Origin of the sequence: Anseongella ginsenosidimutans (genome assembly GCF_008033235.1) — a bacterium.
GTDB classification, from domain to species: domain Bacteria; phylum Bacteroidota; class Bacteroidia; order Sphingobacteriales; family Sphingobacteriaceae; genus Anseongella; species Anseongella ginsenosidimutans.
This window is the reverse complement of the sequence record NZ_CP042432.1, coordinates 1,413,606-1,435,931: the sequence shown is the minus strand read 5'-3', so window position 1 is coordinate 1,435,931 and position 22,326 is coordinate 1,413,606. Positions and strand designations below refer to the sequence as shown.

The following is a 22,326-nucleotide window of genomic DNA, read 5'->3' as shown; positions in this document are numbered from 1 at the left end:
CATGAATATCGTCGATCACCTGGGCATTTCAGATTACTCGGTAATCATCGTATATCTCATATTGTTACTGGCGATCGGCTTTTGGGCAAGCAGAAGATCAAATCAGCTGGGCGGCGACCTGTTTCTGGGCGGCCGTCAGCTGAAATGGCATACCGTCGGATTATCAATGTGGGGCACGAATGTATCGCCTTCCATGCTGATCGCTACTGCAAGCCTGGCTTATTCAACCGGATTGGTTGGAGGCAACTTCTCCTGGCTGACATTTCCCATCCTGTTAATGCTGTCAAAAATTTTTGTCCCTCGATATCTGCATGCCCGTATTCATACGACCCCCGAATATCTGAGTTTTCGCTTTAACCAAACCACCCGTGATATCGTGGCGATATATGCATTGGTATCCATCCTCATTCTTTGGCTGGGAGGCACCCTCTATGCCGGTGGAATTATTGTCAGCCAGATGCTGGACTGGCCGCTCTGGCTTTCCGTTAGTTTGCTGATGATCGTCAGCATGAGTTTCACCATTACCGGTGGCCTGACAGCAGTAGCATATACGGATGCCTTCCAGATGATATTGCTGATCATCATTTCACTAGCCTTACTGATATTGGGCGTCAGCGCCGCAGGAGGCCTTGAACAAGTGTATTCATCCGCCCCCGAGCATTACTGGCATTTGCTGTTGCCGGCGTCTGATGACACCTATCCCTGGTACGCGTTGATACTTGGATATCCGGTTTTGGGCATTTGGTTTTGGTGTACCGATCAGACGATTGTGCAAAGGGCGTTGGGCGCAAAAGGCATACAGCAGGCACAAAAAGGCGTTCTGTTTACAGCCGGGCTCAAAATTCTGGATACCTTTCTGTTCGTGATGCCGGGAATTATATGCTTCCTATTGTTTCCGGATCTGAACAATCCCGATGAGGCGTTTTTAACACTTTCCATGGAGGTCTTACCTCCGGGCTTGTTCGGATTGGCGGTCATTGCCATTCTCGCTTCCCTGATCAGCACCATCGACTCGGGTTTAAACTCTTTAAGCACCGTATTCATCCTGGATGTCTGCAAAAGAAAAACCAATCCGCATCTGCATAAGATCAGCGAACGTAAACTGGGACAATGGGTAACGTTGCTGGGAGCGGTGTTAGCTGTCCTGATGGCAGTTTTACTGCAGCGAGTAGAAAAGGACCTGTTTGGCCTGCTGCAGTCGATCATCAGTTACCTGGCGCCGCCTATGTCCGTCGTATTCCTGACCGGCGTACTCTGGAAAAAAGCAACCTCCAAAGCGGCGAATCTCACGCTCGTCTTTGGCTTTGCACTCTGTTTCGTTGTGGCGATACTGGACCTGGGCGGGTTCCCGTACAAAGGATTTATTCCACCGTACTTATTGATGTCATTCTACCTGTTTGCCTTCCTCTCCGCCTTTATGGTGAGTGTTTCTTTGATAACCGGTAAAGAAGAGGACAAAAGGAAATTCATTCCGCTCGGTACCGTTTACCGGCAGCTCGGCATTTTCCCGGCAGGATCCATTGGAATATGGATGCTGATTGCCCTGGTTCTGGTCGCCCTCTATGTATTTTTTAATTAACAGCACACAATGAAAAGGATACTACAGTTCACCATCATCTGCCTGACGGCAGTTATTTCAAACGCATGCCAGCGGGAGACAGTTCAATTCGACGAATATGTATTTGCCATACAGCTGGTTAACGATCCGATAAAAATACAGGAATACATAGCGCATCATAAAACGGTCTGGCCCGAGGTGGAGGCCGGTTTCAGAAAAGCCGGCTACACCTCGATACGGCTGTACCGGTTTGAAAACTACGTCACCATGGTCATAAAAGTACCAAGGGGCACGGACATCCGTAAAATTGCTACAAACGAGGCATTGAACACCGAAAAAATAAAGGCCTGGAATAAACTGATGGCTACCTATCAGCAAGGACTGCCCGGAGCAGGCACCTGGGTAGCGATGGACAAGCTATACGAATTCCAAAACCCAAAGTAACTTCCGATGAAAACCAGGCAGGCCGGAATAAACCGAATTACACTGGGCACAGCGAGCCTGGGAGGGGCATGGCATGAAGTCGATCCGGAGCATTCGGCCGATGTCCTGCTCCATGCTTTGGAAGAAGGCATTACCCATCTGGATACGGCGCCGGCTTACATGGATGCGGAAGTGATCGTCGGTAAAGCGCTGAAACGCTGGAAGGGTGCTACTCCCTTCATAAGTACCAAAATAGGGAAACGAAAAGGCCTTGCCAACCAGGAGAACCTTGCTGATTACGGAACGAATGCCGTAAAGGCGAGCATTGGCAGGAGTCTCGAAAGGTTAAACAGGGAGTACATTGACCTCGTATTCCTGCACGAACCGGACCAGCTCCCGGCCGGTAAAATGAACGCCGTATTGGACATTTTACACGCCTGTCAAGAACAGGGTACCATCAAGGCCATTGGGCTGGGTGGAAAACCGCCGCCCTTTTTAGCCCCTGTTATTGAAGAAGGCCATTTTAGGGTGGTGATGGATTTCAATGGCTATAATTTAGCCGAACGAACAGCATTAACAACGGATTTTCCGTACTACAGGCAGCATAAACTGGAAATATATGAAGGCAGTCCACTCATGATGGGGCTGTTAGGAGACCGGCTGGAACAGTACACCATATCCCCTCCGCCCTGGCTGCCGGTGAAAACGATCCTGAAAGCGAACAAACTGAAAATACTGGCCCGGGATGCTAACATGACATTGCCTGCTATGGCTCACCGCTACCTGGCCTTCAGTGAAAACATTGACAGAATGGTCATTGGCCCCGATAGTCTTATTCAACTGCAAACCACCTTAAAGGATATCAGGAAAGGACCGCTTGATCAGTCTTTGCTTGAAAACATAGATAAAACACTTAATATATAATCATGCATACCGAAGCTATCCTTTGTGAAACTTTTTCCATTAAAGAGATCAGTTGCAGGATATTAAAACCCATCGTATTCCCGAAACCTTTCTACGATTCTACCATGGGACCTTTTAGCTCATATGAAACCACTGTTCTTACGTTGGTGGACGACAGCGGGTTTACGGGTGAAATCGAGTATCCGGTGTCATGCTTTCCCTTTTTCAAAAAATACCTTCTTCCCGTATTACTCGAATCACACAATTCCTCCTATCCCGATATCTACAAAAAAATGTTCTGGCGTATTCGCAACGAGGGCTTCAGGGGAGAGGCGGCAAGGGCGCTGGGCTATCTGGACAGAGTATTTTACGATATCGCCTCCCGACGGGCCGGCAAACCCCTGCACCGATACCTTGGTGCTGAAAGAAGCTGGGCCATGGTATACGCCTCCGGAGGAAGCACGGCTCTTTCCGACACCGAACTGATTGAAGAATGCTTAAGCTACAAGGAAAAAGGCTATTCTGTTATCAAGATAAAAGCGGGGGGCGATTTTGCCAGCCATCTCCAGCAGGATGTAAAACGCATCGAAAAGGTTAGAATAGCGCTGGGCAATAACATTCAACTGGCAGTAGATCTAAACCAGGCGTTAACCGTTGACCAGGCACGGGATTTTATCGAACAAATCGCAGATCTTGATATTTATTGGCTTGAAGAACCAATTCACTCTGCTGATATATTAGGCATGAGTGCCCTGACCGAAACCACGAACATGTGTCTCTCCTTTGGCGAATCAGAAAGACTGGCACATCCATTCCATTTAATGCTTAACGCAGGAATCAGACACTTTCAGCCTGTTGCAAACAGCATGATTTCGATCGCCGAATTCAAAGCGGTATGCTACCTGGCCGCCAGCCATGGCCTCATGCTGAGTTGCGGCTCCTTTCCGAATGTGAACGCCCAACTCATCGCAACGCTCGGAGAAGATGCCATGTGCGAATACCTGATCCCCTACCTCAAACCCATGGACCCTTATTTTAAAGTTCAACCGTCCGTCAGCAATGGCAAGATCATTCTGCCGGAGATCGAGGGCATATCCATTCGGTTCGACTGGGACAGGATTAAAAAAGAAAATATGATCCGGGATAGCGTTGTGTGGAAACCAAAACGATGAATTAAGGCTCTGCGCTTTCATTGACAATGCTTTTCAATCATTGTATCTACCGCAAGGCTACTCCCCAATGCCTTTGCGCGCCTCCAATCGTCACACGCAGCATCTTTATTATTCAAAAGCAGCTTGCATATGCCACGTTTGTATAGGTTTTCTATATCGGTTGGTTTATTATCAAGCGCCTTGTCATAACAATAAATGGCTAACTCGTAATTTTTATTATTATAAGCTTGATTTCCCTTTTGGGAGAAAACTACAGCGGGTAGCGAAGTATATAAAGTTAAATAAGTCACTTCGACAAACATCTGAACAGGAACCGGCTGGCCATTGAGTACGGCAGGTTCCCAGTCTTTTTTCGCTTGATGAAAAACTTTCAGGAATCTGCTATTGTATTCCTCATCTATGCCCTCCAGTATCTTTATATCTTCCGCTAAACCCGTTTTAGACACCGTAAAGGTAGCTATGAAATGCCCGACACGATCATCCATATCGATCTGTTTGCTGATACCCTCGTAAACATAACTTTGGAAACTTTGCCCTTTATACCTTGCATAGATCTTTCGGCTCTGCCTGTAAATGGTATCCGGCCCTTTTATCGCAAAGATATCGCTTGCCTGCAGCGGGATACTTCGCTGATACAGCGCTTCAGGAACAAAGTAGAATTTCAACGCTTCCGGGTCTTCAAAACCGTTCATCCCTTTTTGCAGCAATATTAACGTATCTCTTAACGCGACGATATGATAGCTGTTAATAACAGCGCCTTCGGGCATCCTGATCAACAGGGCCCGATCGTTTATTTCAAACAACTTGCCAGTCCCTTGCTCAAAGTAGACCTCCGACGTATTTAGCTTGTGTGGCCGCGAAAAGCTGTACTTGAGGTAGATATACTTCAGCATATGCTCATCTGGCAATGGGCTCCCGTCTCTATAAGTCACCTTACTGACTACCCACGTACCGTACAAATCGGCGGTGCGGATTTGTGCCAACAGCGCCTGGGACAGGAAAACAAATGCTGCAACGTAGATATACTTGATGCTCATACTATACAAAATATACTATAATAAACACCGTACTGAGATAAATCCAGAAGACGGAAAACAAAACGTGCATAACCGTTTCGAAAGGCTTTCCCCGCCATATCCGTGGTGAGTAACCAAAGAATTGAACGATCAGCCGTGCTGTCCAGAAAACACCGATCCCCAGTGAAATGGCGCCAGGATTCTGCCCATTTCCTTGAAAAAAGCAATTCTTTCCACATGATCCCGTATCTCGTGAGCCAAAAAAATAGCAAATACCTTATTTGCCAGCTCATCCTCCAGCGGCAGACTTCCCGTATTCACATTAAGGGTGCCGGGAAACGGCGGATAAACCTCTCTTGCCTTCCTGATGGACACTTCAGTATGTTTTCCCGGATCATAAAAATCGAGAACGATTAGTTCCGAGCCGGCAAATTTTCTTTTTAACAAATGGCAGTACCCGGAATGAGGCAAACCCAACAATAAAGCAAGGAAAATAAGGGGACAACTAGTAAAGCGTATTATCATACATTAAAGTTTGGCGTATAAGGTTATGCTGCATGCAAGCGTTGCCAGGGTTGCATGTAGCGTTTACGGTAAATATAGCGTTTCAGCTAAAATATATTACTAATCCGTGTAAGCATGATTACACTAAAGTTCCTTCCCTTCGCCTGTACTGCTTTACTGATCGTTCTTTTCCAGGGATGTAAGAAAGAAGACGAAACGCTCTTGTTATCCAATGAACTGGAACTGCAATTTTTTTCGATTAAAACGCCTGCAGGGTGGAATGTGGTAGAGGAACAAGGATATGACAGTTATGTGGGCTACATCACTGATGGAGAAAAGACTATTCATTTCGATCAAGGCACGTATGTGTCCGATGCCGGCAACATAAGCGAAGATGAAAATACTATTTACCTGGAACGTTTAACTATCCAAGGCGACCCGGCAGTTATCCACAAGGAAAAAGCTGAAAACGGGACCATCTTATCGGCCTATATTCAAGGGAAAGGTAAGACCAGGCTTTATGTAAGGAACCCGGCTAATGATGAGTTCTACAAAGCTATCTTCAAAACTCACTCGTTCAATTAGTTGGTTTATTGAAACGGCAATTTTCATCCGACGTGTGCTGGTGGAATTCCTGATGGATATCTAATGCGGCTTTTGTCCTATATTTGATACCATGCCGCAAATGATTAAAATTGATCCGATAATTGCCGTAAAAGATGTGAATGCCAGCGCAGAATGGTATCAGACTATATTCGGGTGCCACCGGGCTCACGGAGGGGATGAATTTGCAGTCTTGAAATCCGGGAACAACGAGGTACTGCTATGCCTGCATAAATGGGGTGAACACGAACACCCCACCATGTTAAACCGGAATATTACGCCGGGTAATGGTCTGATTCTTTACTTTAAGGTGGACAATCTCCAAAAAGTACGACAAAACGCCGAAGCATTGGGACACCCTGTCGAAGCCGATATCCACCAAAACCCTAATTCGATGAAAATGCAGTTTTCGTTAAGGGACCCGGATGGCTACTACCTCATAATAACGGAATATCATGATTATGCGTGATCCAAACGTGTAAATAATAATCTGCTCCACTATCTTTGGGAGTATGAAAAAGAAGATCTATTATCTCGCTACTTGCTCTACCTGCGAAAGCATTATGAAGGAGCTACATATCGATATGCAAAATGGATTTGAGCTGCAGGATATCCGTACACAAAAAATTACACCGGAACAAATCGATGAAATGCAAAAGCTGGCGGGTAGCTACGAAGCGCTTTTCAGTCGCCGGGCATTGAAATATAAAGAGCTGGGTTTGACGGATAAAAAACTGACCGAAGAGGATTACAAAAATTTCATACTTGAACATGACACGTTCCTGAAAAGGCCCGTTGTTATCATCGGAAGCCAAATTTTTATTGGAAGCGGAAAGAAAAACATTGAAGCGCTGAGGGTGGCTTTGAATAAATTAGGTTGAGCAGGAATGGGACTAGACAGCTTCATTTTGTTTCCAAAATGCACTATATTTGCTGCATAATAGAAATATAATAGACTTGGATTTTCTGACATTTAAGGAAAAGTTGTTTGATCTGGCATGCTTTAGCACCGACCAAGTATATGCCTGGCAACCGGACTTTGATCGGAATAACCTGACCCGGTGGATCAGGAAGGGCTATCTTGTTCGCCTTAGGCAGGGTATTACACTTTTCCTGAATTCAAAAGTAAAAAAGATTATTCCCTATACTTCGCCAACAGGATTTACAAGCCTTCTTATATCAGCCTGCATACTGCACTGGCGTTTTACGGAATAATCCCTGAATCGGTGGTGCAGATCACTAGCATCACGACATTGAAGACCCAGTCGTTCACAAACGATTTTGGAGAATATTCCTATCACAACGTGAAAGAACACTTGATGTTCGGTTATGATCTGAAGCCGATGAGCGACAACCGAAACCTCCGGTTCGCCAAGCCGGAAAAGGCCCTGCTCGATCTGCTTTACCTCTATCCGTTTTATAACAGCAAGGCGGAAATGGAAGAGCTACGGCTGGATGAAGATTATTTAGCGGAAGACCTCGATGTCGATTTGTTGATGCAATACGGCAAACGATTTCAAAGCAAAGCGCTATGGGGACGCCTGGTTTTAATGCGTAAAACATACGGCCTATGATACAATTGGAACAGATTAAGAATTATTTCCCCGCTACGATAAGAGATAATGCAGGGTTTGCCAAGCACATGCTCAAGGAATACCTGCAACTGGCCGTCCTGGACTTTCTGTCAACTACACCTTACGTACGGAAAATCACTTTCATTGGCGGAACGAACCTCCGGTTGGTAAAGGGAATCGACCGGTGGCGCAGTCGAAACCTGACTATCATTTTCTTGAGAAACGATGTGGTATCGGGACACTGGCACAATTGAAATCGGCCACAGCCGAGCGGCTCAAAACAGTAGACCTGAAAATAAGGCAGCGAGACTTTGAACACTTGCTCTTTAACCGGGCCAATAGTGCGCGAGTATTACGTTTCAGGGAATTCATGGAAGCATTGAGCTAAATTACACGACACTAACCCAACGCTTCTGCTCATCAGGTTGCTGATATTGAATCCAGCGCCCCTGTTTATCGCGCTCTTCGCAGCATAGGGCGTAAAACAGGTGAGCTGCCGGATTGAATCTCGCCGATAACCTCGAAGCCGTGACGCTCATATAACGAAATATTCTTAGGATTCGAAGATTCGAGATAGGCAATTAATCCATCACGGTCTACCACTTTTAGCGCCTCGGTCATCAATGCGGTGCCCAGGCCCGCACCCTGATACGCCGGGTCGACACCTATCATGGGCAAATACCAATGCCGCTGGGTGGGATGAAACTTTTCCATCTGCTCAAAAATTCCTGGCAGATCTTCCTTTACATCGTCGCTGGTGTTTTCGTCGAACAGCCTCATCAGGGATTCCTCATCAGATCTGACACCGGGTGGCAACCATAAGGCAACACCCGCGAAACCATCGGCAAAATAGGCTGTACCCGTACGGAACGCGCTTCCGCCGAAAGCCCGCGCTAACGAAGGAAAAGTTGCCAAATATTTTGCGGGATCCGGCAGGGACCAACGGACCATGGGGTCAACACTGAATGCCAATGTCAACGCATCGATGGCGCTGGCCTCATCCGATGCTTGAGCGATTTTAATTGCCATATCGTGTCCATTTTCATTTATAACAAAAGTATTGTCTATTTTTTATTTTAATGGGGTGAAAAACGGACTTTCTTTCGGGGCGATTTGGACATAATACTGTCAAACTCCCAATACCCACCTTACATCAAAAGCATCGGTTACTTCAATGAGTTTTTCGTCGTCGCCATGATTGGGAAGAGGCTCCTTTTTAGTACACATCAGCTTTTCTATAAGCGCTTTTCGATCATCGATATTTGTGCAATAAAGAAAAACAGACAGGTAATTGCCGAGTGTTCTTCCTTCGTCGTGTACCAGGTCCGAACCATGAATAGTTAAACGATCAGAAAAAAGCGACCCGATAATGACAGGAGTTTCCGGGTAACCTTGTAATTCCCGTTCAAAAGTTTCAAAATGCAAGGTACCGCCGAAGCAGGTTTGGTAATAGGTGAGTGCTTTCCTGCAATTACCGGAAAAGGTAATGAAGACTGCACTCACCAATTTACCATGATTAGGGTCATTCATTTTCCGCCAATGGTTTGGATTCTATTGTTATATACATAAGAAACTGCGAGAATGCCCAGCACCACAAGAGGCAACAGCATAAACCCGATGTTCTTATCTACACATGCATGGCTGATGAATGCAAAGATTAAACTAAATGTGAGCCCTGCATATGCCCATTCCTTTAACTTCCCTGGCGTCTTAGGATAGGATATAGCAAATACTCCGAGTACTTTACAGATGACCAGCGTGTAGGCAAAGTAATCGGGATAACCCAAAGGTTTTGTTCCCGCGTTCACATACTCTGGTGCAAACAGGAGGGTGCCAAGCGGCATTACCCCCTCCCAAAGTATGATGATGGTCGTTGCCACCCAAAAAACTATTTTATTCTTCTTCATAAATTCAATTATTTACGAATTGGCCGATTCGGTGTATTTTACAAAGTTTTCCAGGATCGCTTGCCATCCTTGTTTCTGAAATTCAGGGTCATTTTCTGTTTCAGGATCGAATGTGGTCGCAACATGGGTTTTACCATCCTGTTCAGTAAACAAAGTAGTGACCTTTCTTCCATCACCCATGGTGTAGGATATTTCCTTGTGTAATTCCACGTTATCATAAACGCCTTCAAAGTCAAAACCAAAGCTGCCGTCTTTCGCTTCCATTCTGTTCTTGAACTTACCGCCTGTTCTCAGATCATTTTCACTGCTTGGGCAATGCCAGCTCGGGTCAGGGGTGTTCCATTGCATAATATCGCCTGGTGTATTCCAAGCCTTCCAAACGTTTGCTACGGGAGCATTTACTGTTGCTTCTACCGTGATTCTTTCTAATTGTGCCATTGTTCGTTATTTTTTATTAAAATTTATGATTCAAAAATACGAGCGGGCAAAAGATAATGGCTGTTGTGGAAACGACAACTTTAGGGGTGAATTACGACAAAACTATTTTATCTTGCATCATAATACTTTTTATTGATATGCAAATTTCTGTCTTTGTACCTGAGTACGGGGTGATTGAAGCCGTTACACCGGCTTTCAGGACCTTCCAGACCGCCAATGAGTTTTTGGCCACATTTGGCAAAAAGCCCATTTTCGAGGTTGAGTATGTGGGCCTGAGAGAACATGTACCTGCCAACAACGGCGAATACATGATAAAGACCAACAGGTTACTCAAAGAGGTGACCGAAACGGACCTGCTGATCATTCCACCAGCATATGGCGACATCGCCACAGGGATTCAGGCCAACGCAGAAGCGATACCATATTTTAAAAAGCTGCAGGAGACAGGTTCAAGTATTGCCAGTTTGTGTATCGGCGCATTTCTTCTAGCTGAAACAGGTATCCTCAATGGTAAAAAATGCTCTACACACTGGGCTTATATAAACGACTTCAGAGAAAGATACCCGGAGGTAGAAGTAGAAGATGGCGCCATAATCACAGAGCATGATAATATTTACAGCAGCGGCGGGGCAAGCAGTTTGTGGAATCTGATATTATACCTGGTTGAAAAGTTTGCCGATAGAGAAACAGCAGTCATGATCTCAAAATATTTTGCATTGGATATCGGGAGAGATAGTCAGGCGCAATTCGCCATATTCAACGGTCAGCGAAATCACGGAGATGATGAAATCCAAAAAGTACAGGATTACATTGAAAAAAACTACAACGAAAAAATAACAATAGAAACGTTAGCACAGCTAATTAATACCGGCCGCAGGACTTTTGAACGAAGATTTAAAATGGCTACCAATAATACCCCAATAGAGTATATACAAAGGGTAAGGATAGAAGCCGCCAAAAAATTCTTTGAAGCATCAAGGAGAAACGTAACCGAAATCATGTATGATGTAGGCTACACGGATACCAGAGCATTCAGGGACACATTTAAAAAGATCACCGGGCTTACGCCAATTGATTACCGGAATAGGTTTGCAAGGGTGGCCAATGAGGTATAACGAGAGAAATTTGGCGATATGCCGGAGGCTGATTGAGCAGCAGCTGGGTTGGGGAAATCCACTTACCTGGCAGAACCAGGATTACGAAATGCTGGGACAACGGATTTTCGAGCGGACAAAAGTCTCTTTAAGTGTCAGTACGCTTAAACGGGTATGGGGAAAAGTCCGGTATGAAAACATGCCCAATGCAACCACGTTAAATACCCTGGCCGTCTTTGCCGGATACGAGAATTGGCGGGACTTTAAAATGAAGAATCCGGCGGGCAGCGACCTTCCTCCCGACGAACGGACGAGCGTTGAGACGCCCCCCGGCCCTTCGCTGCATCGGGATCCCGGCATATCGGTAGCACCGTCATCTCCCGAATCGTTCCGGGCGCTCGCCGGGCGCGGCGTTTCCCCCGCAAAAAACCGCTTCAAAAGCTACTTCTTGGCCGGGGCAGGCGCAGTGGTTATTTTCTTGATCCTCTTCCTCGTGTACTGGAAGTCGTCTTCCAAAAACGAAAATGTATCTCCTGCAGATTTTTCCTTTAGCAGCCAGCCGCTCGCCAAAGGCATTCCCAACTCGGTGATCTTTAATTACGATGCCTTGGCGGCAGGGGAAGACTCCGTATTTATCCAGCAATCGTGGGATGTGCGGCGCCGCACGGCCGTACCGAAAGACCGGCACGAGCATTTATCCATTTACTACCGGCCAGGTTTTTTTAAGGCAAAGCTGTTGATCGGCGACCGTGTGGTGAAAGAACATGACCTGCTGGTCCCTTCCGGCGGCTGGCTGGCTCTCGTTGAGCGGGATCACATTCCCGTGTATTTTCCCGCCAAAGAGCTTATCCGGAATGGGGTATTATCCTTACCTCTTCCGGCAATAAAGGAAAAGAATATTCCCCTGCAGCCGGAGCCCCCGGTAGTGAGCTACTATTATGTCCGTGATATGGATGGGCTGAAAAATGACGGCTTCACTTTTGAGATTCAACTAAAAAGTGATTTTAAGCAAGGATCTGCGATCTGCCAATCTTCAAGGGTCACGATCCTGTACGAAGAGGGAATGATAAGCATTCCCCTGAGCATTCCCGGCTGTGTGGCGGATCTCGGGCTGTTTGCCGGAAGCACGATGATTAAGGGCTCAGAGGCCGACCTTTCGGCATTTGGATGTGATATGCAGCACTGGGTAACGTTAGCCTGCCGGGTTCGCGATAAAAAACTTGTCATCCATGTCAACGGCAAAAAAGCATTTGAAGGGGCCTTTAATGATCCGCCCGCCGCGATAGTTGGTATTCAATACAATTTTGCGGGAACCGGCTCTGTCAATTATGCCCGTTTCTCCCGTATAGATGGCACTGCTGTTTTCTCGGAAGCATTTTAACCCGCCCTCCGTACGTTTCCATATACTTGAACACGTTTGAACAGAACTTGAACAAGTGAAGAATCTCACTTCCTGTTTGCTTTTCCCATCTTGCCGGCACGCACTCAATCATTAACTTAAAACTTAAACACATGAAAAGGACTGTTTTATTCCTGTGCTTTTGCCTGGTTTTTTCTGCAGCCTTCGCCCAGAAGAGTGAGACGAAGAACGTTCCGCTGGAAGCAGCACAATGGGTCTTTGCGCCCGGGACGGTGGAGTTTATCCGGGAGAAGGAGCTGCCGGCGATGAAAATCTTACCGGAAGCCGGGAAAGTGGTAGCCAAAGACCTTGACTTTTCCGACGGCACTATTGAATTTGATGTAAAACCCAACAGCCTGACCTTTTATTTCCATTATCAGGACGCCAAAGAAAATGAATGCTTTTATCTGCGTATGAATCGGGCCGGAAATTCAACGGCTTTAGAGGGAATACAGTATGCCCCCCTTATCGATGGTGTACTGTTATGGGATATCTATCCTCATTATCAATCCAATGCTACTTTTACCCGTGGCGATTGGAACCACATAAAATTAGTTATCTCCGGCGCGCAAATGCGCATCTACGTGAATGATAACGAGCAGCCTGCCCTTGAGGTCGAACATTTAGCAGGGAACCCGAAAAGAGGATCGATTGCCTTTGAGGGAGATATGGTGGTATCAAACCTGGTGGTGACGCCTGGTAAGACAGAAGCCCTTTCCTCTTTACCAGGCATGGACCCTACGAATAACGATCCCCGGTACATCCGTAAATGGGCAGTAACGAATCCGGTTCCGATTCCCGAAAATGTAGATTTCAGCTATGACTTACTTCCCTCCCCGGAAACCTCATGGAGTGTGCTGGAGGCCGAGCGGCGGGGGCTCATGAACCTGACCCGTACCTTTGGGGAAAATGAGGCCCGAAGCATTATTTGGCTGAAAGTAAACATTCAGTCAATTGAAGAACAAAAGAAAAAAATGAATCTGGGATTCCTGGACGGTGTTTGGGTTTTTCTGAACGGGCAAATCCTGTATCTGGATAAAAATTTACAAGGCCGGTTAATGGAGAAGGACCCGGGCGGACGCTGCTCGGTGGATAATACATCGTTCATGCTGCCCTTGAAGGAAGGGCCCAACGAGCTGCTCATAGGTCTGGCCAATGATCCTAGCTGGGGAAGGGGAATGATAGCTCGTATGGGAGATATGGAAGGGATTGAAATAAAACCCGATCCCACCTTTGACGCCCGGTTGATCGAACTTCCTGAGGCGATAGTAAGAACCTATGCGGGCGAGTATGTATTTCCCAATGGCACAAAGATGCAGGTTGCAGTAAAAGGGAAATACCTCCATTTCTCAAACGAAAGTACTCTTTCAACAATGCTGTATCCCGAAGCAGACAATAAATTCTTCTCCCGGGATTTCGGTTTTGAAATCGAGTTTGCCAAAAATAAGGAAGACAACGTTACTCACTTTATAGTCTACAGCAATGGTCAGCAGGTAGGACAGGGAAAACGAATAGAATGAGCATCAATAGTAAGCCCAGTAGATCTCATCATGATCTTTTCCGCGGTAGACGAGGAAACCTCCTCCCGCGGTGATTGCCAAAGCCGGTACCCGGCCGCTCCGGACTGTTGAAGGATTGGTATTTACGTTCGCTTTTACTGTATTACTCCCGACCCAGCTGCCGGTACTGTCTGCACCGGTATCGTTGAGGGCACACTGCGTAAGACTATAATTCGTTGATGTATAAACCAGCAAAAAGATTCCGTCGGCATATTGTAACGTCATACCAATTTCGGTATCAGGATTAGTAGTTTCCTGTTTGCCGGCGGTTTCCAGTTTTCCTTTATCGGCCCAGGAAATGTTATCAGAACTTCCACCGGGAGCGGCGTTTGATGGCGTTCCAACGGCCCATCTGATGTCTGTACCGTCCTTCACCTGGTAAGCCAGGTAAATATGATAGGCATCAGCGGCCAGGGCCGGTGCGTTGGGTGATTCAAAGTTATTACCTCCCGTATTGTTCAATGGTCCGAAATTGTGCCAGCTTCTTGCTTCAGGGTCATAATAGGCCCAGCAGAGATTATTGTCGGACCCGCTTTGGCGATACACGATATAGATCCTTCCCTGGAAGAAGCATGCAGCGGGCGCCGCGTCACCTACCTGACCGGGCAAATTTCCAATTGAGGCCCAATTCCAATTGTCGGGAATACTGGTACCAGCCTCAGCAGTGATCCCTTGCAGATATTTATTACTATCTATATAAAACCCATAGAGTTGTCCGTTTACCGCGATAACAACAGGCGAATTCTTTGTCGAAATTGTGCTGTTGTTAACCCCGATCTTACTGGGATGGCTCCAATGCAGCACGCTTCCCTTTTTTTCCGGTTGAAAATCAGCGGCATTGGCGGTACATACTTTTAGCTTCGGGCTGTCGCTGCCATCGGCATATAACATGTATAATACGTCGTTCCAGGTAGCGACAGAAGGACTGTGTTCCGTGGTTACCTCATCCTGGCTAATCGGGACGTCGCCGATCCAAGTGGGTTTCAGCGATTTGAACGAAGTGGTGATATTCTCGGCGACCGCACCGATTTCCTCCAGCTTCGGAGTGTCAGGACGTGGGCCCAATTGGCTCCAGGCAGGGAACTGGTAGTATTTTACAGCCATATCCGAACCGCTCTGGTGCATTATGGCGCCGGTATGATAATATAATCCATCGTTATTTTTGTGTACCAGCGTGTCCGTCATGTTTGGGGAGAAGGGTACTGCCGGATAGTTATTGGCATAAGGTGTATCGCTGTCCTCAGTTGCTTCATAGCTGCTGCTACCAAGCAGACGGCCTTTATTCAGCCCCATCAACCCGTCCAGGTATACTGCGAACGTATGCTCGTGCCCCCAGTACCAGGCGGCTATCTTATCTTTATAATAACTGCTGAAGTGTTTGTCCAGCCAGGTGTTCATATATTCAGGACTGTTGTGGTTGATCTCGGCTTCGCGGGAAAATAACTGGTGATGTGACAGCATGATGGTCTTGCCATGGAAATGCACTAATTTATCCTCCAGCCAATTCAATTCGTTAGGGTCCAACGTTGGCTGGAAAGGCCCGACGTAGTCGTCATAAGTTGCTTTAGCAAGGTCCGTGATCCAGTGGACCCAGCTCCAGTCCGGCCGATGCTCATCGATCCATTCTTTGACTATATCCCCTGCAAGTTGCAGGAGGTCCAGCAGCGCGTTACCCTCGGTCCGTCCGGTATCCATACCCAGGAACTGCCATTTTTGATCCTCGGTTTGCAGGCAAAAGAAGCTGCACTCCTGATCAAGGGCGGATGGATTGACACCGGGTACATTTTGGTTCAGGGTATCCAGCAACTGAAAATAGCCATAACCATAGGAATAGTACTCATGATTGCCAGGTATCGTAAAGATCGGCGGATTCGGATTGAAGTTATCGTTACCAATATCCTCCCTTAACCGTTGCCCTACATTTACAAACACATTATAGAAGTATTCCTGGCACTCATATGGCAGCCCGCAGTAGTAGATATCCCCCAGATGGATAAATACGATCGCTTTACCCGGATTATTCTGATAAGCTTTTTTCCAGATAGCATACAGGAATTCGTGAGCATCCTCCAGGGAAGTGCCCCAATCTCCCAGCATAATGATCTGCGCGTCCGAAGGGATCTTCCAGGATATGATCTGGTAGCCCGGATAATCCGCTGCATTACGATACTGAATGGAATACCGGTCCTTCGGTATGCTGCTCCAGAATTCATTGATATCCTGCTTTAGTTCCGGCGGGATCGGCAGCTGATTAATGATATAATTCAACAGCTCCAACTGGACCGGGTTTATATCAGTCAGCCCAACCAGTCCTACCCAGACGATCAGACATAATCCAAAACCCCAGAGATCCTCCGTACTGAAATCATCAATGTCATGTGAATTATTGTAATCCTCAATGACCTTTGTCAAATAATCCAGGTACAGCGCATTACCGGAATTGTAAAAAGCGGCGGTAGTCATTGCAAAATCGAAAAACACCTGGGACAGGTAAGCCATTTGAGCAACCTTTAAAGCGTGGCTAGTCTCGCTAGCGGCCCCCTGAGCAGGCGGTTTTATTACACGCTGCCTCTGTTTCAGCTGGTTCAGGTGCGCATAAACGCCTTGCATCATTGGCAACTGCCTGATTTGCTGAATGCTCAGGTTCGGATTTTGCTCACGCAGATGGGATTCCGCGGCGGATGCCCACATAGCAGCAAGCGGATTTCGGGGATTCTGGAAAGTTGATGTCATAATGGATCTATTTGGTGTTATCACAAGAGAGTTATTAAACAAAAGTTTATTCACCATCACCAACGCATGGTAAATATATATTTTATTTTCTTATATATTCAAAATTAAAACAAATAGTTCGTGAATATTCGCTTCGAAGCATGGATTTTGCGCCCTGATTCGATTCACTAAAAGGGATGGCAAGTCATAACATCCCTATTCCGGCCTGGTTGTTAGATATGCGGCTCAACGAATATTCGTAAAAGGCAATATCCTGGAAATGGCCGGCAAGGTAATGGATATTTTAGACACCAAGTATTAACAATATCCTATATGTGTTAGGTTGCGCCACTTTGGGGCAGCAAATGCACCATCCCCTGGGCGCCGTTTGTTCATTTTCGGACACGGTGTTCGTATCTGAACACCGCTGGAAAATTTAAAACATGCCGTGAACCTCAAAAAAAGGCCTTTTGTTTAATGGCAGCCTTCTTGCGGCGCGATAGAAAATCGTGGAAACCATGCTTCGGCGGGCGGTAACCGAATAAAAACCAGGAAATAAAACCAGGACTAAATAGTGCTGTCATGATCAAGAATTATTTTAAAACTGCGTGGCGGAGCCTCAAAGGCAGTAAGTTCTACAGTATCATCAATATTAGTGGATTAGCCTGTGGATTGGCTACGGCCATTTTGCTGCTGCTTTGGGTACAGCATGAAAAAAGCTATGACCGCTTCCATTCGGGCTATTCCCGTATTTACCGGGTGCTGGCGCATTTTGAAGCTAACGGCGAGGAAATGGTGTGGGACGGGATGCCTGGCCCGCTTTCGGTCCTTTCCCGGTCCATACCTTCGGTTGCGTCGCTTGTTCGTATCAACGACGAGGTTGACCAGGTATTGGCCAATGCTGACCGCAGCAAGATCATGGACGGCTTTCATACCGCCTATGTGGACAGTTCCTTTTTTACGCTGTTTGATTTTGAATTTCTGCAGGGCCACGATGCGCGTCCGCTTCCGAACAACAACAGTGTCGTAATTACCCGGTCCACGGCAAATAGACTATTCGGTGACGATGACGTGCTGGGCGAGGGGTTGCAATTCAGGGGGGATAATTTTACGATTACGGGCATTCTGCACGATTTTCCTGACAACTCTTCTATGCAGTTCGATGCGGTCTTCCCAATGGGGTCCTACGCCCAGCTGTTCACTGCCAGGGGTGGCAACGGCGATTGGAAAACCATCGATGAAGACATGGGCAACTACGTATTCAAAACTTATGTCAAATTGCATGAAGGAGCGGACCCTGGCATTACCGGCCGGGATTTCACCACCTTGCATACGGAAGCCCGGGATGGCGACAGCAGCACGCGCTTTGGGTTACAAGCGCTGGCGGACATGCATTTGGTGAGCCCCGACGGCAATGACGCAGCTGCTAAAATGGTGCGGATTTTTCTCATCGTCGCCATATTGATACTAGCCATCGCGGCCGTCAATTACGTCAACCTTTCTACTGCCCGGGCGCTGACCAGGGCACGGGAGGTCAGCATCCGTAAGATCATCGGGGCTGGCAGGAAACAGCTGTTTTTCCAGTTCGTTTTGGAAACCGCCATGCTGTTCAGCTTGGCTCTCCTTGCGGCCATTGGGCTTGCCTTCGCGCTCTTGCCGGCTTATAATCTCATCACCGGGAAAACCCTTCAGCTTTCGTTGACCGATGCCAGCATTTGGAAGACGATCGGCTATGCCGCCCTGGGCACCTTGCTGGCCGCCTCCATCTACCCGGCGCTCCTGCTCTCGGATTTCCATCCGCTCAGGGCGCTGAAAGGAAAAGTTGCTTCAGGCATAGGCAACGATCTGTTCCGAAAAGCGCTGGTCGTCTTCCAGTTTTCCATCTCCATCGTGCTGGTCGTGGCGACACTGGTTATCGGCCGTCAACTGAATTATGTCCGGAAGATGGACCTGGGGTACGATAAAAGCTATGTATTCAGTGTGCCGCTGCCCAACACCGTAGCCGGGCATATAGATGCGCTAAAAAATGAACTGACGGGCCAGCACGGCATTATCAACGTGTCGCTTACCGATATTTACGATATTGCCAACCACGAATCAGCCAGCAGCGATCTTGAATGGGCCGGCAAGCCGGAGGGCAGCCAATCCATGATCACACAGGCGGTAATCGATGAGGATTTCATACCAACCATGAAGATGGAACTGCTGGAAGGACGCAATTTCACCGGAACGCCGGCTGACAGCAACTTGTACATTATCAACGAAGCGGCGGTGAAGAAAATGGGCCTGAAACCACCTTATGCCGGCCAAACCATCCGTTTTCACGGCCGGAAAGGAACCATTATCGGAGTAGTCGGGGATTTCAATTATAAATCTCTCAAGGAAGAAATCGCCCCCCTGCTGTTCTTCAGGTGGTGGCCTGGCAACGTCCTGTATGTGCGGACTACCGCCCAGGACGCGCAACAAGCTATTACCGCGGTTGAACAGCAATATAAAAAGTACGCCGGAGATATTCCTTTCAGCTACAGCTTCCTCGATAAGCAATTTGAGGCAAGGTATATTTCCGACCGCCGGGCCGGCCTGCTGTTTAACAGTTTTGCAGGCATCGCCATTTTTATCTCCTGCCTCGGCTTGTTAGGCCTTTCCACCTATACCGTACGCCAGCGCGTGAAGGAAATCGGCATCCGTAAGGTGCTTGGAGCAAGCGTTGGCAGCGTCGTACAGCTGCTGGCAAAAGGCTCCGTCTTGTTGGTTACTGTTTCTATCGTCATCGCCATACCTGTTGCATGGTTTGCGATGAGCCGCTGGCTGGAAGATTTTGCCTACAGAATAGACATTGAATGGTGGATGTTCGCCCTGGCCGGCTTGCTGGCCGTGGCAGTCGCCTTGCTAACGGTGAGTTTTCAGTCGGTCAAAGCTGCGTTAATGAACCCGGTTAAGTCACTGAAATCGGAATAAGTGATTGTGTGTCCGCCGTGATGACTCGTCCGGATCCGTAAGCTAAAGTGTCACATATAATGCTGAAAAATTATTTTAAAATCGCCTGGCGGCACCTGTGGAAAAGCAAGGTCTTTTCGCTGATCAACATTTCGGGATTGGCGATTGGTCTTATGAGCTTTCTCCTGATTGCCCTGTACGTGGGAGATGAGTCGAGTTATGACCGTTTCCATGAAAACGCCGATCGCATTGTGCGCGTGACCCAGCATGCCCGGTGGAATAATAACGACCTTCACCAGGCGACTACTTCGGCGCCTTTTGCACCGGCTTTACAGGCGGAGTTTCCTGAAATAGAAGAAGCGGCCCGCATCCTGACGGAGGGGGGAGGCGTTATTCGTAATGGCAGCAAAACAGTCATAGCCGATGACATCTTTTTTGCCGACAAGAGTATATTTTCCGTGTTTACGTATCCGTTCGTTATCGGTGATCCGGCTACGGCGCTGGCTTCTCCTGAATCCATTGTCATTACGGAAAGCCTGGCCAGCAAGCTGTTTTCCAGCCCGCAAATGGCAATCAATCAGACCGTCTATTTCGAAAATAATTATCCCAATACGGTCACGGGCGTCATCAGGGATGTCCCTGGCAATACACATTTGCATTTCAGCGCGCTGCGATCATTGCCTGAAAATTACACCGGCGGATGGCAGCAGTTTAATGTGTATACCTACCTGCTGCTGAAAAAGGGCACCGATTACAGGCAACTGGAGCAAAAGCTTCCTGCTTTTGCCGCGAAGAGCATTCAGAAGATGATGCAGATTGATGACTATAAAATGGAGTTGCAGCCTCTTACTGCTATTCATCTGTATTCTAACCTGGCTTTTGAGACCGGCTCCAATGGCAGCATTAGCCGCGTCTATATTTTCGCCGCCATCGCCTTGCTGATCTTACTGATCGCCGTTATTAACTACGTAAACCTGTCAACGGCCCGCGCCACGGTCCGCATCCGGGAAGTAGGCGTGCGTAAGGTCGTCGGTTCATCCAACAAGCACCTTGCAGGTATGTTTATGACAGAAGCTGTGCTGCAAACCTTCCTGGCCGCCGTCGTCGCCATTTTTTTGGTGCTTCTTTTATTGCCATTCTTTAATGAGCTGTCCGGCAAGGACCTGGGCATCTGGCGCTTTGGCCATTGGCCTGCCCTGCTGGCTGCGGGCGCCCTTGGCATCGTTATTGGGTTGGCAAGCGGCAGTTACCCGGCGTTCTTTCTTTCCCGCTTTAAAACAATACCGGCCTTAAGAGGCCAATCAGGTAAACAGTCTTCGCGCGTGTTGTTCCGGCAGTCGCTGGTCGTGTTCCAGTTTGTAGTGACGATGGTCATGATTGCCGGCTCCCTGGTCATTTACCGGCAGCTGCAATACGCTTCCGGTAAAGACCTTGGTTTCAACAAAGACCAGGTACTCACTTTTCATATCCACGATCAGGAAGTCCGGGAACAGACAGCAGCCATTAAGGCAGCATTACAACGAAACGCATTGATACGGGGTGTCGCTGTAGCCGGTAATCCGATTGGCAATAACAACATCGGGGGCATGAGTTACTGGTTTGAAAATGAAGACGGCAGCTTTTCGAACGGTTCGGCGATCTGTCAGGAATTAATGATCGATGAGGATTATCTTCCTACCATGGAAATCAGGCTGATCGCGGGACGCAACTTCGCCGCAGCCTCGCCTGCGGATAAATACGGAGCCGCCCTGGTCAATGAGACACTGGTAAAAAAGCTGGGCTGGAAAAACCCGGTCGGAAAAAGACTGCGTTTCTCCGTAGATGCCCAGGGGACAATGCGTGAACGTACCGTGATTGGAGTGGTGAACGATTTCCACACGTATTCCCTGCAACATAAAGTGGAGCCAATGGTGATGGTAGTGCCACCTATGCCTTCGATGGGAGATAATGTCTACGTGAAAATCAATACAGGTAAAACTGCGGAAGCGCTGGCGTACCTGGAAGCGGTCTATAAAAGATTTGACAGTACCAATCCGTTTAGTTACAATTTCCTGGACCAGAATTTCGCCAGGCAGTACGGCGCTGAGCAAAAGCAGGAACAGCTGTCCCTGGCATTTACCATACTGGCTGTTCTTATCGCCTGCCTGGGCCTGTTTGGCCTTGCGACCTTTGCTACCCGGCAGCGTGTGAAGGAAATAGGCATCCGCAAAGTGTTGGGAGCCTCAGTAGGAGGGATAGCAGCCTTATTGTCCCGGGACTTCATCAAGCTGGTGCTGATCGCCATCGTGATAGGTACCCCGGTGGCCTGGTTTGTAATGAACCGCTGGCTCGAAGGTTTTGCCTACCGGATCGAGATCAGGTGGTGGATGCTTACCCTGGCCGCCCTGCTGGCTGTAGCTGTCGCCTTAATCACTGTAAGCCTTCAGTCGGTAAAAGCGGCATTGATGAATCCGGTTAAGTCATTGAAGTCGGAATAAGCCGAAGGTTCACAATTAACGCAACTATTATAAAGGCTGTCCACGACCGG

The 22,326-nt window shown here is 47.6% G+C and carries 21 protein-coding genes; 14 read left to right on the top strand and 7 right to left on the bottom strand.

The genetic code is table 11. The features are described 5' to 3' along the window. Position 1: 1 nt before the first annotated feature. From FRZ59_RS06040 to FRZ59_RS06025, 4 genes are read left to right on the top strand one after another with little or no spacing between them, the layout of a single operon-like run. Positions 2–1,579, top strand: coding sequence for a sodium:solute symporter family transporter (locus FRZ59_RS06040; RefSeq protein WP_158640543.1), 1,578 nt, complete (start codon positions 2–4; stop codon positions 1,577–1,579). Positions 1,580–1,588: 9 nt separating this feature from the next. Next, complete coding sequence (locus FRZ59_RS06035) at positions 1,589–2,002, top strand: L-rhamnose mutarotase (protein WP_132130453.1); 414 nt, start codon at positions 1,589–1,591, stop codon at positions 2,000–2,002. A gap of 6 nt (positions 2,003–2,008) precedes the next feature. Then, complete coding sequence (locus tag FRZ59_RS06030; protein ID WP_132130454.1) at positions 2,009–2,905, top strand: aldo/keto reductase; 897 nt, start codon at positions 2,009–2,011, stop codon at positions 2,903–2,905. Positions 2,906–2,907: 2 nt separating this feature from the next. Next, positions 2,908–4,056 (top strand): mandelate racemase/muconate lactonizing enzyme family protein, encoded by a 1,149-nt coding sequence (locus FRZ59_RS06025; protein ID WP_132130455.1) that lies wholly within the window; start codon positions 2,908–2,910, stop codon positions 4,054–4,056. A gap of 17 nt (positions 4,057–4,073) precedes the next feature. Here FRZ59_RS06025 and FRZ59_RS06020 read toward each other — a convergent pair whose 3' ends face one another. Next, entirely contained in the window at positions 4,074–5,093 is a 1,020-nt protein-coding gene (locus tag FRZ59_RS06020) for a hypothetical protein (protein WP_132130456.1), read from the bottom strand. A gap of 129 nt (positions 5,094–5,222) precedes the next feature. Continuing rightward, the gene (locus FRZ59_RS06015) at positions 5,223–5,519 is read right to left on the bottom strand and encodes a class I SAM-dependent methyltransferase (protein ID WP_132130457.1); all 297 of its coding nucleotides are present in this window, start codon (positions 5,517–5,519) and stop codon (positions 5,223–5,225) included. A 192-nt stretch (positions 5,520–5,711) separates the two neighbouring features. Here FRZ59_RS06015 and FRZ59_RS06010 point away from each other — a divergent pair, with 192 nt between their 5' ends. The 5 genes from FRZ59_RS06010 to FRZ59_RS05990 all read left to right on the top strand — a co-directional run bounded on the left by FRZ59_RS06010 (position 5,712) and on the right by FRZ59_RS05990 (position 8,007). After that, positions 5,712–6,161, top strand: coding sequence for a hypothetical protein (locus tag FRZ59_RS06010; protein ID WP_132130458.1), 450 nt, complete (start codon positions 5,712–5,714; stop codon positions 6,159–6,161). Between the two features lie 100 nt (positions 6,162–6,261). Further along, positions 6,262–6,648, top strand: coding sequence for a VOC family protein (locus FRZ59_RS06005; RefSeq protein ID WP_132130459.1), 387 nt, complete (start codon positions 6,262–6,264; stop codon positions 6,646–6,648). 43 nt (positions 6,649–6,691) lie between these two features. Next, on the top strand, positions 6,692–7,060 hold the full coding sequence (locus tag FRZ59_RS06000) for an arsenate reductase family protein (protein WP_132130460.1): 369 nt from the start codon (positions 6,692–6,694) through the stop codon (positions 7,058–7,060). Between the two features lie 345 nt (positions 7,061–7,405). Then, positions 7,406–7,753, top strand: coding sequence for a hypothetical protein (locus tag FRZ59_RS18895; RefSeq protein ID WP_207910345.1), 348 nt, complete (start codon positions 7,406–7,408; stop codon positions 7,751–7,753). Further along, the gene (locus FRZ59_RS05990) at positions 7,750–8,007 is read left to right on the top strand and encodes a nucleotidyl transferase AbiEii/AbiGii toxin family protein (protein ID WP_207910346.1); all 258 of its coding nucleotides are present in this window, start codon (positions 7,750–7,752) and stop codon (positions 8,005–8,007) included. Before FRZ59_RS18895 ends, FRZ59_RS05990 begins: the two co-directional genes overlap by 4 nt. Positions 8,008–8,206: 199 nt before the next feature. Here the strand turns inward: FRZ59_RS05990 and FRZ59_RS05985 are convergent, their stop codons facing one another. The 4 genes from FRZ59_RS05985 to FRZ59_RS05970 form a co-directional block, all read right to left on the bottom strand. Beyond that, entirely contained in the window at positions 8,207–8,782 is a 576-nt protein-coding gene (locus FRZ59_RS05985; RefSeq protein ID WP_132130461.1) for a GNAT family N-acetyltransferase, read from the bottom strand. A 99-nt stretch (positions 8,783–8,881) separates the two neighbouring features. Beyond that, a complete protein-coding gene (locus FRZ59_RS05980; RefSeq protein ID WP_132130462.1) occupies positions 8,882–9,283 on the bottom strand; it encodes a VOC family protein in 402 nt (133 codons plus the stop codon). Next, positions 9,280–9,660 (bottom strand): DoxX family protein, encoded by a 381-nt coding sequence (locus FRZ59_RS05975; RefSeq protein ID WP_132130464.1) that lies wholly within the window; start codon positions 9,658–9,660, stop codon positions 9,280–9,282. Before FRZ59_RS05975 ends, FRZ59_RS05980 begins: the two co-directional genes overlap by 4 nt. 12 nt (positions 9,661–9,672) lie before the next feature. Then, positions 9,673–10,098 carry an SRPBCC family protein gene (locus FRZ59_RS05970; RefSeq protein WP_132130466.1) on the bottom strand — a complete coding sequence of 142 codons (426 nt, stop codon included), beginning with the start codon at positions 10,096–10,098 and terminating at the stop codon, positions 9,673–9,675. A 56-nt stretch (positions 10,099–10,154) separates the two neighbouring features. Here FRZ59_RS05970 and FRZ59_RS05965 point away from each other — a divergent pair, with 56 nt between their 5' ends. The 3 genes from FRZ59_RS05965 (at position 10,155) to FRZ59_RS05955 (ending at position 14,111) form a co-directional block, all read left to right on the top strand. Beyond that, positions 10,155–11,213, top strand: a complete 1,059-nt coding sequence (locus FRZ59_RS05965) for a GlxA family transcriptional regulator (protein ID WP_225975216.1) — start codon at positions 10,155–10,157, stop codon at positions 11,211–11,213. A 10-nt stretch (positions 11,214–11,223) separates the two neighbouring features. After that, on the top strand, positions 11,224–12,573 hold the full coding sequence (locus FRZ59_RS05960; RefSeq protein ID WP_132130467.1) for a hypothetical protein: 1,350 nt from the start codon (positions 11,224–11,226) through the stop codon (positions 12,571–12,573). A gap of 131 nt (positions 12,574–12,704) precedes the next feature. After that, entirely contained in the window at positions 12,705–14,111 is a 1,407-nt protein-coding gene (locus FRZ59_RS05955; protein ID WP_132130468.1) for a DUF3471 domain-containing protein, read from the top strand. A gap of 3 nt (positions 14,112–14,114) precedes the next feature. On the opposite strand, the gene FRZ59_RS05950 is transcribed toward FRZ59_RS05955, so the two are convergent. Beyond that, a complete protein-coding gene (locus tag FRZ59_RS05950) occupies positions 14,115–16,883 on the bottom strand; it encodes a metallophosphoesterase (protein WP_158640542.1) in 2,769 nt (922 codons plus the stop codon). Between the two features lie 561 nt (positions 16,884–17,444). Between FRZ59_RS05950 and FRZ59_RS05945 the strand changes: the two genes are divergently transcribed. Then, a complete protein-coding gene (locus FRZ59_RS05945; protein ID WP_132130470.1) occupies positions 17,445–19,820 on the top strand; it encodes an ABC transporter permease in 2,376 nt (791 codons plus the stop codon). Positions 19,821–19,879: 59 nt separating this feature from the next. Continuing rightward, entirely contained in the window at positions 19,880–22,276 is a 2,397-nt protein-coding gene (locus FRZ59_RS05940) for an ABC transporter permease (protein WP_132130471.1), read from the top strand. The last annotated feature ends 50 nt before the right edge of the window (positions 22,277–22,326 follow it).